The organism is Mycobacterium sp. (genome assembly GCF_050700595.1).
Classification (GTDB): domain Bacteria; phylum Actinomycetota; class Actinomycetes; order Mycobacteriales; family Mycobacteriaceae; genus Mycobacterium.
The window spans coordinates 1-9,436 of the sequence record NZ_JBOHHI010000063.1 but is presented as its reverse complement, the minus strand read 5'-3'; the positions used below and the strand labels follow the sequence as shown (position 1 = coordinate 9,436).

General features: G+C 66.1%; 7 protein-coding genes and 1 pseudogene. 1 reads left to right on the top strand and 7 read right to left on the bottom strand.

The annotated features are described in order from the left end of the window. From ACRDTL_RS06175 to glf, 7 genes are all read right to left on the bottom strand, one after another. A partial coding sequence (locus ACRDTL_RS06175; RefSeq protein WP_431505828.1) for an alpha/beta hydrolase-fold protein occupies positions 1-736 on the bottom strand: 736 nt, incomplete at its 3' end. Between the two features lie 132 nt (positions 737-868). Continuing rightward, the gene (gene ag85A, locus ACRDTL_RS06170) at positions 869-1,903 is read right to left on the bottom strand and encodes a diacylglycerol acyltransferase/mycolyltransferase Ag85A (protein WP_431505827.1); all 1,035 of its coding nucleotides are present in this window, start codon (positions 1,901-1,903) and stop codon (positions 869-871) included. A 437-nt stretch (positions 1,904-2,340) separates the two neighbouring features. Further along, positions 2,341-4,332, bottom strand: a complete 1,992-nt coding sequence (gene zomB, locus ACRDTL_RS06165) for a flagellar motor control protein ZomB (RefSeq protein WP_431505826.1) — start codon at positions 4,330-4,332, stop codon at positions 2,341-2,343. Next, positions 4,310-5,233 carry a decaprenyl-phosphate phosphoribosyltransferase gene (locus ACRDTL_RS06160; protein WP_431505825.1) on the bottom strand — a complete coding sequence of 308 codons (924 nt, stop codon included), beginning with the start codon at positions 5,231-5,233 and terminating at the stop codon, positions 4,310-4,312. Before ACRDTL_RS06160 ends, zomB begins: the two co-directional genes overlap by 23 nt. Next, a complete protein-coding gene (locus ACRDTL_RS06155) occupies positions 5,230-5,772 on the bottom strand; it encodes a phosphatase PAP2 family protein (protein ID WP_431505824.1) in 543 nt (180 codons plus the stop codon). Before ACRDTL_RS06155 ends, ACRDTL_RS06160 begins: the two co-directional genes overlap by 4 nt. After that, positions 5,765-7,657, bottom strand: a complete 1,893-nt coding sequence (locus ACRDTL_RS06150; RefSeq protein ID WP_431505823.1) for a glycosyltransferase — start codon at positions 7,655-7,657, stop codon at positions 5,765-5,767. Before ACRDTL_RS06150 ends, ACRDTL_RS06155 begins: the two co-directional genes overlap by 8 nt. Next, entirely contained in the window at positions 7,654-8,847 is a 1,194-nt protein-coding gene (gene glf, locus ACRDTL_RS06145) for a UDP-galactopyranose mutase (RefSeq protein WP_431505822.1), read from the bottom strand. The genes ACRDTL_RS06150 and glf overlap by 4 nt, the downstream gene beginning before the upstream one ends. Before the next feature lie 266 nt (positions 8,848-9,113). On the opposite strand from glf, the pseudogene ACRDTL_RS06140 reads away from it, so the two are divergent. Next, a pseudogene (locus tag ACRDTL_RS06140) lies at positions 9,114-9,436 on the top strand (hypothetical protein); the annotation flags it as partial.

The following is a 9,436-nucleotide window of genomic DNA, read 5'->3' as shown; positions in this document are numbered from 1 at the left end:
CCTGGGCCTCCTGACCGATCATCGCGGCCGGGTCACTCGCCCCGCCCATCGGGCTGTAAACCCAAATGCGGGTGTTGTTCTGCGCCAACAGCGAGGCGTGCACGTACGGGTCGTGCCACTTCCACCGACCCAACTGTGCCGCGCCCCACATGCCCTGGGTGTCCACCCCACCGAACTGCTGCATGCCGGCGGTGATCGCGCCGTTCGTGGTGGTGCTCGACGGGTACAGGAAGCCCGACAACGAACCGGCGTAGCCGAACCGGTCCGGGTGGAAGCACGCCAGCGCCATCGCCCCGTATCCGCCCTGCGAGGCGCCCACGGCCGCGTGGCCGCCGGGAGCCAATCCCCTGTTGGCGGCCAGCCAATCCGGCAGCTCGCTGGACAGGAAGGTGTCCCACTGCTTGCTGCCGTCTTTCTCCCAGTTGGTGTACATGCTGTAGGCACCGCCCGCCGGGGCGGCCACCGAGATTCCCTTACCGGCCAGCGTGTTCATCGCGTTGCCCGCGGTGACCCAGTTGCTGACGTCTTCTCCGGCGTCGAACGGGTCCAGCAGATACACGGCGTGCGGACCGCCGGCCAGGAAGGCCACCGGGATGTCGCGGCCCATCGCCGCCGACGGCACCATCAGGGTCTCGTAGTTCGCGGCGTGGGCCCTGGGTCCGCCGATCGCGCTGACACTTCCCAATCCGACTGCAAACGCGAACAGCACCGGTAGCAGCATCGACAGACGTCTCATGTCCACCTCACTCGTGTATCCATGGCCCCGTCCCGGAAGGTAGTGAATCACACCGAGCAGCACGGGAGGCCGGAAATGGCTAACGGCGACGACCCTTGCGGGCCGCCGCCGTTAGTGCATTGTGTCGAGCCGTTAGGCGCCGTGGCTGTTCGCGGTGTTCTGCGCCGCCGGAGCGGTGTTGGGTGTTGCGCCCAGCGACTGCTGCAGGTCAGGCTTCATCGCCTGCAGCTGGGCACCCCAGTACTCCCAGCTGTGCGTGCCGTTGGCCGGGAAGTTGAATACCGCGTTGTGGCCGCCGGCGGCGTTGTAGGCGTCCTGGAACTTGATGTTGCTGGTCCGCACGAAGCCCTCGAGGAACTTCGCCGGCAGGTTGTCGCCACCGAGTTCCGACGGCTTGCCGTTCCCGCAATAGATCCACAGTCGGGTGTTGTTGGCGACCGTCGTCCCGACGTTCAGCAGTGGGTCGTTGCGCTGCCAGGCCGGGTCCTCCTTGGGACCCCACATGTCCTTGGCCTTGTAACCGCCGGCGTCACCCATCGACAAGTTGATCAGCGACGGGCCCATCCCCTGGGAGGGGTCCATCAGACCGGACATCGAGCCGGCGTAGACAAACTGGTCCGGGTGGTAGTTCGCCAGGTTCAGCGCCGACGCCCCGGCCATCGACAGGCCGACCGCGGCACTGCCGGTGGGCTTGACCTGCTTGTTGGCCTGCAGGTACTGCGGCAGCTCGCTGGTCAGGAAGGTCTCCCACTTGTAGGTGGAGCAGCCGGCCTTGCCGCAGGCCGGGCTGTACCAGTCGGTGTACCAGCTGGACTGCCCGCCCACCGGCATGATCACCGACAGACCGGATTGGTAGTACCACTCGAAGGCCGGGGTTTCGATGTCCCAGCCGTTGAAGTCGTCCCGCGCACGCAGCCCGTCGAGCAGGTAGACCGCCGGCGAGTTGGGTCCACCGCTTTGGAACTGGACTTTGATGTCGCGGCCCATCCCCGCCGACGGCACTTGCAGGTATTCGACCGGTAGACCCGGCCGGGAGAACGCCCCCGCCGTCGCCGAGCCACCGACGGCGCCGATCAACCCGGGCAGCAGGGCCGCGGAAACGGCCCCTAACACGAGTCGGCGCGGCATCCCCTTAGCCGCGCCACGAACTCTGTCAACAAGCTTCATCCGTGCTTCCTCATCTTTGTTGGGCCCATCCCTCGTTAGCTCCGACTGCATCGTCCGACTGCCGCCTCGGGCTAGCGGCGGGCGCAGTTGTGCCCGGCCAGTCAACCACAACTTCGGGCGAGGGTTCTCATCGAGCACACCCATCCGTGCTTCGCGCGGACGGCGAGCGACTGCGTTGCGACTGTGCTCGGCAGTGGTTGTCCACTGGTAACAAGTCGAATACCGCGTTGCTGTGTCGCTGGGCGAGATTTTCCGCCGTCCGTCGAATCTCGCTGCCTCGTCTGTCACACCAGTCACGGCGTGGACCGTTATGGGCACCGGTCAGTTGCCGAGCGTGAATCCTGGGTTTCGAGTGTGAACGTAGGGCGTGATCTCGTGACGGTTTCCGCCCAGGATTCACACTCGAAAGCAAGGATTCACACTCGACGCTGCAAGCGCTACGGCCCGGTGGCCGGCATGCCGGTGTTGGGATTGCCGCCGAACTCGGGCACGTCGAGGCCACACCGGATCAGGTCATAGCGCGGGACCCGGTCGATCCGGTACTTGGTGAACTGGTAGGAGTGCATCAGGTTCGAAAGGAACCGGTGCGGGCTCATCGGGCTGCGCACCGAGTTGAGCACCGCCTGGGTCGCCGGACATTGCAGCGCCGCTTCGGCCTGCCTCACCCACTTGTCGTCGAGATACCCCGGGACGCCGGGGTAGACCTTTACCCACGGGCCGTCGGCAATCACCCAGTCCGGGAACAGGTTCTTGTCATGGCCGATTCGGCCGTACCGCAGACGCGGCGTGTGCGCGGCGAGCGGGTTCGCCAGCCCGATCTGGTCGATCACCCGCACGTCCAGGCCGACGTTCATGCCGAGCATGCCCAGGTTGGTGAAAAATACTGTGTGCGGGCCGGTTTCGGGTGGCTTGCGGTCTGGCGGCGGCGTCGACGACGGGATCGCCGGGACGACGTCCCACTGGTAGTAGTTGCCGGACGGCAGCAGCAACGCCCCCTCCGGGATGTTGTTGAGCGTCACCAGCACCGCACGCATCCGCGGATAGTCGAGGTAGTCCGCGGCGGTCAACGGATGCGCGTGTCCGGTCGCCTGCGCGTAGAACCGGCGCTCGTCGACGATGCCCGAGTAGGTGACCCGGGTGGCGTCGTCGCCCAGACCGGGCGAGTTCGCCGCCCACAGCGACCAGCCGGCAACCGCCAGCCACAGCACACTCGTCGCACCGGCCAGCCAATAGCCGGTTTCCCGGGAGATTCTCGTCCCGTCCGGCACGACCACGGGCACCACCGCGACCGGTGCCAGCAAACAAAATATGGGTGTCAGCAGTACCCGGCCGTGCATGAAGTCGCCGCCTTGACGAATCCAGTACAGGGCCTGCAGCAGCCCACTGACGAGAATGAAGGCCACCACGGCCGGCGGGCTTTGCACCGTCCGGGCCAGCCGCCGGTATCCGGCCGGTGGGGTGTGCCGAACGCGCCTGCCGCGCCCGGCGGAAAGCGCCAGCAGCAGGCCCAGCACCGCAAGCACCACCGCCGGAACCCACAGCGCATAGGGCCTGTTGAAGTTGGACAGGTAGAGCATGCCTTGCGGCCATTTGTCGCCGGCAGCGTCCTTGGCCAGCGCAGTGCTGGGAAACAGCAACCCGTAGTAACCCATCCGGAAGATCTCGTAGACCACCGGAAGTAGCCCCCCGGCCACGACGATCAACACCCGCCGTCGCCAGCCCCGCGCGGCGACCAGCATCATGATCAGCGCGAGCCCGCCGATCAGCGCCAACTCCGGGCGGACCAGCACGCTGCAGCCCGCGACGAAGGCGAGCACACCGATGAACACCCGCCCCCCGGAACGGCGACCGCCCGCGCTGCGATGAGCCTGTGACCAGCAGACCATCATCCACCAGAGCAGCCCCAGATAGGCCAGCACCAGCGCGCTTTCCAGGCCCGAGGTGGCGAAGTCACGCGCCGGCGGTATCGCGATGTACACGAGTGCGCCGGCCGGCACCATCGCCGCCCGCCGCCCGACCAAGCCGGGCGCATACAGCCGGCCGGTCCCCAGCATGAGCAGCGCTACCCCTAGCAGGCTGAGCGTCAGCGCCAACGCCAACGCCACATACTCCATCCGCATAGGCCCGGCCAGCTGGCTTCCGCCGTACATCAGGTAGGTCCACACCACCGAGGTGTTCGCCTCCACCCGCTCACCCTGGTTGAACACCGGACCGTTGCCGGCCAGCATGTTGCGCACCGTGCGCAACACGATCAGCCCATCGTCGGAAATCCAGCGCCGCTGCCAGGCGCCCCAGCCGAACAGCACCGCGACGGCGGCCACGCTCACCCAGAGACTGACCCGAACCAAGGTGCCGTAGGGGAATGCCGGCGTGGGTACGGGCCGGCGAGGCGACACGGCGGTCGCGTCATCTGAACGCAACAGCAACACCGATGGTTCCGATCCAGGCCAATGCCAGCAATTGCAGCACCCGGTCCCGCAGCGCGATGTCTTCGGGTTCGCCGGCCAGCCCGCCGTCGACGTCCACCGCGTAGCGCAGGATCGCGATCGTGAACGGGACCATCGAAACTGCGTACCAGGAGCCCGAATAGCGGTCGCGCTCGAACGCCAACAACCCATAGCACACCACGACCGCTGTCGCCGACATCGTCCAGACGAAGCGCAGATACGTGCTGGTGTAGCTCTCCAGCGATTTGCGGATCTTGGCACCGGTGCGTTCGGCCAACTGCAGCTCGGCATAACGCTTGCCGGCCACCATGAACAGCGAGCCGAACGCCGCTATCAGCAAAAACCACTGTGACAGGTAGATATCGGCGGCCGCACCGCCGGCGATCGCGCGGAGTAAAAACCCCGACGAGACAATGCAAATGTCGAGTACCGCTTGGTGTTTGAGGCCGAAACAGTACGCCAACTGCATGCCGAGGTAGACCGCGATCACCAGCGCCAGGTTCGGGGTCAGCCACCAGGAGACGACGAGGGAGATCGTCCCGAGTATCGCGGCGAGGGTGTAGGCGAGCCACTCCGGCACCACCCCGGCGGCAATCGGCCGGAACCGTTTGGTGGGGTGCGCGCGGTCGGCCTCGACATCGCGCACGTCGTTGATCAAATACACCGACGAGGCGGCCAGGCAGAACACCCCGAACGCGACGGCCTCCTTGCCCAACACCTCGACATAGCCGTAACGCATGTCGGTGCCAAACGCGGCCAGCGGCGCGAGCAGCACCAGCAGGTTCTTCACCCATTGGCGCGGGCGGACCGCCTTGACGATGCCCATGATCAGGTTTGCCGGAGGTCCGGCCACCGACGACATGTCCTCCACGTCCTCACTCATCGAACTGCCCCTGAATTCATCGACGGCGAGCCGTCGATCCGGGCGGCGACGCCGGCCACGGCCGCGCCGAGGGCCACGCCGACCGCCACGTCACTCGGATAGTGCACGCCCAGCAGCATCCGCGACAACGCCATCGGCGGCACCAGCACAGCCGGCAACGGCGACCCGGTGGCCCGGGCCAGCAAGATGGCCGCCGCCGTGGTGGAGGTGGCGTGCGCCGATGGGAAGCTCAGCCGGCTCGGTGTGCCGACGTGCACGGCGACCGCCGGATGGCCCGGCCGGGTGCGCCGCACCAGCCGCTTGATCAGCACCGCGGCGGCGTGCGCGGTCAACGCGCCGGCCCCGACCAGCAGCCAGGCCCGCCACCGCTGCGGCTGCAGCAGCGCCCCGAGCGCCGAAACCGCCAGCCATCCGAGGCTGTGTTCGCCGAAATACGACAGCCCTCGCGCCGCGGCCAGTGCCCCCGGCCGATGCGCCAATGCCGTCTGGATCGCCACCAACGCCGCGACTTCGCCACGCGGCCGTGCCGATTCAGCCATTGTCGTTTTGGGGCAACAGGACGGTCTCCCACTTCTGCTTGCCGGACAGCATCGGCAGGGCGTCACGGTAGACCCGGCGCATGTCGTCGAAACGGGCCGCCAACCGGCGCAGGCGGCGCAGCGACTGCCACAACAACGCGAACATCTTGGCCCGGTCGCGCTGACGGTAGACCGTGCCGCGTCCATCGGCGGTCGTGACAGTGGCGCCGTCGAGCGTGCACAGCAGGAACCACCGCGCGTCCTGAGTCGGCACATTCAGCTGCGGGCGCTGGTGATAGACGATGTCGGCCTTGGTGGCATTGTGCAGCACGCCGCGGGCCAACCGATAGCCGATCGCCAGTGGATTGACCGGTGGCTTCATCGCCTTGTGCCTGCGCGACGGTGCCGGCAGCTCGCTGGCCGCGGGCAACACGACCGCATCCGGGTACGCCTTGCGCATGCGGTGTACCTCCGGCAGCGCATTTTCCAGGATCGAGAAGATGTGCTCCGGGCCGGCGAGGAAGTCGTCGATGGCTTTGTTCTGAATGGCCACAGTCGAATATTCCATGCAGGCAAGGTGTTTCAAGGTCGCCTTCAGGTGGCTGCGCAGTAGGCCGATCACGTCTCCGTCCCAATGCATGGCCGCCACCACCAAGCGGTTGCGCAGGTGGAAATACGCCTGCCAGTCGATGGCGTCGTCCTTGTCGCTCCACGCCATGTGCCAGACCGCGGCGCCGGGCAGCGTGGCGGTGGGGTAGCCGTGCTCGCGGGCGCGCAGACCGTAGTCGGCGTCATCCCATTTGATGAACAGCGGCAGTGGCTGGCCCAGCTCTTCGGCCACCTGCCGCGGGATCATGCATGTCCACCAGCCGTTGAAGTCGACGTCGATGCGCCGGTGCAGCAGCTTGCTGCGAATGTTGTCGTCGCTCAACGGGAATTTGGCGAAGTCGTGGTCGTATTCAGCGTGCGGCGCCGCGGTCCACATGAATTTCGACCGGTCTACCACCTCGCCCATGATGTGCAGGTGCGACGGCTCCTGCAGGTTGAGCATTTGCCCGCCGACCAGCGTCGGGACCTTCGCGAAACGGTGCATCGCCAGCACGCGCAAAATGGTGTCCGGCTCGATGCTGATGTCGTCGTCCATGAACAGGATCTGTTGGCAATCGGTATTTTTCAGCGCTTCGTACATCACCCGGCTGTATCCGCCCGAACCACCCAGGTTGGGTTGGTCGTGGATGGACAGCCGGTTGCCCAGCGGCGCGGCCGCGGTGGCGAAGTCTGGGTGGTCGCGCACCTTCGCGGTGCCCTGATCCGGCACGATTACCGCACCGATCACCTTGTCTACCAATGGATCCGAAGTGAGTTCGGCCAGAGCGTTGACGCAGTCGGCGGGCCGGTTGAAGGTCGGGATACCCACCGCGATGTTTGCCACGCCCGGCGCCGGCACGGGCGCATACCAGCCCGCACTGCGCAGCGTGACGTCGCTGTCGGTGGTGATGTCGAACCAGATCCAGCCGCCGTCCTCGAACGGGTCCAGCTCGACCTCGAACTCCAACACCACCGCATGATCGGCATCACTGCCAAATCCCCGCCCCTCCAGGAATATCCGCGCCCCGGTGGCCTTGGTGCGATAGAGGTCGACGCGTCCGGCACCGGTCAACTCGGCGCGCAGCACCACTGAGCGCAGCGTCGTCCAGCGCCGCCAGTAGCTGGCCGGAAAGGCATTGAAATACGCGGCGAACGACACCTCGGACTCGGCGCCGATCTGTAGCGACGTACGGGTCACCGCGTGCGCGCGGCGGGTGTTGGTGGTCGACTCTTCCAAATAGAGCTTGCGCACATCGAGCGGTTCGCCCGGGCGCGGCAGGATGACTCTGGCCAGTAGGCTCACGGCTGTTTCACTCATCCGCGGACGCTTTCCTCTAACGGCAGGCCATCGCGCAGATGCGGCGCGAGGACGTTGTCGTACATGTTCAGCGCGCTGGCGATCGCCATGTGCATGTCCAGATACTGATAGGTGCCCAACCGGCCGCCGAACAACACTTTCGCCGAGGCGGTTTCGGCTTTCGCCCTGGCCCGGTAGGCGGCCAGCAACGCGCGGTCGGCCTCGGTGTTGATCGGGTAGTACGGCTCGTCGTCGTCGTCAGCGAACCGGGAGTATTCCCGCATGATCACCGTCTTGTCGGCCGGGTAGTCGCGCTCGGGGTGGAAATGCCGGAACTCGTGGATGCGGGTATAGGGCACGTCGAGATCGTTGTAGTTCATCACCGCGGTGCCCTGAAAGTCTCCGATGGGTAACACCTCAACCTCGAAATCCAGTGTGCGCCAGCCTAAACGACCCTCGGCGTAATCGAAATACCGGTCTAAGGGACCGGTATAAACAACAGGGGCCCGCCGGGACTCTCGGCGCAGCCCGTCGCGGACGTCGAACCAATCGGTGTTCAGCCTGACCTCGATGCGCTCGTCAGCGGCCATATTCTGCAACCAGGTGGTGTAGCCGTCGACCGGCAGGCCCTCGTAGGTGTCGTTGAAGTAGCGGTTATCGAAGGTGTAGCGCACCGGCAGCCGGGTGATGTTCGCCGCCGGCAGCTCTTTCGGGTCGGTTTGCCACTGTTTGGCGGTGTAGCCCTTGACGAACGCGTCGTAGAGCGGCCGGCCGATCAGCGAGATCGCCTTCTCCTCGAGGTTCTGCGCGTCGGCGGTGTCGATCTCCGCGGCCTGCCCGGCGATCAGCGCGCGGGCCTGGTCGGGAGTGAAGTAGCGACCGAAAAACTGCGAGACCAGGCCGAGTCCCATCGGGAACTGGTAGGCCTGGCCGTCGTGCAGCGCGAACACCCGGTGTTGGTAGCCGGTGAACTCGGTGAACTGCCGCACGTAGTCCCACACCTTCTTGTTGGAGGTGTGGAACAGGTGTGCGCCGTATTTGTGGACCTCGATGCCGGTCTGCGGCTCCGGCTCGGAGTAGGCGTTACCGCCGATATGCGGGCGCCTGTCGACGACAAGGACGCGCTTGTCGAGCTGGGTGGCCACGCGCTCGGCAACCGTCAGGCCGAAAAAGCCGGAGCCGACGACGAAAAGGTCAAAGCGAGCGGTCATCGGTTGCCTAGGGTATCCGACCGGGTGCCCGCAGCCCGGTTGGCGGCTCCCGAGAGAGTGGGGTTGCGCCGACGACCAGCATCGGGTGGGGTCGCGGCGTGCCCGCCCGGTCAATGAAAGTCGCGATTGCCTCACGATTCGATATCACCACTCTAGCCTCACCAGCCACGCTAGTACCATCAATCACGTGGGCCTGACACCCGTAACCGTCAGGCACCATGTCGCTTCACCGACATGACCACACAGTCCAGATTGAGGAGACTTCCGTGCCGAACCGACGTCGACGCAGGCTCTCGACAGCCATGAGCGCAGTCGCCGCCCTGGCCGTCGCAAGTCCTTTTGCTTATGTCGCATGCACCCAGTTGGCGGCCGACACCAAGCCCGCGGCCGAGCATCACGAGTTCGTGCGGGCAGCCGGGATGACCGACCTGCCCGGTGAACTGATAAACGCGCTGTCGCAGGGGTTGTCGCAGTTCGGGGTCAACCTGCCGCCGGTGCCCAGCCTGACCGGCAATTCCGGCGGGTTCTCCCCGGGTATGACCAGCCCCGGGTTGACCAGCCCGGGCCTGACATCGCCCGGCCTGACATC

Bases quoted from the DNA above. Each gene is read 5' to 3' on its own strand.
- ag85A (WP_431505827.1), bottom strand. From the start codon at position 1,903: ATGAAGCTTGTTGACAGAGTTCGTGGCGCGGCTAAGGGGATGCCGCGC.
- ACRDTL_RS06150 (WP_431505823.1), bottom strand. From the start codon at position 7,657: ATGAGTGAAACAGCCGTGAGCCTACTGGCCAGAGTCATCCTGCCGCGC.
- ACRDTL_RS06155 (WP_431505824.1), bottom strand. From the start codon at position 5,772: ATGGCTGAATCGGCACGGCCGCGTGGCGAAGTCGCGGCGTTGGTGGCG.
- ACRDTL_RS06160 (WP_431505825.1), bottom strand. From the start codon at position 5,233: ATGAGTGAGGACGTGGAGGACATGTCGTCGGTGGCCGGACCTCCGGCA.
- glf (WP_431505822.1), bottom strand. From the start codon at position 8,847: ATGACCGCTCGCTTTGACCTTTTCGTCGTCGGCTCCGGCTTTTTCGGC.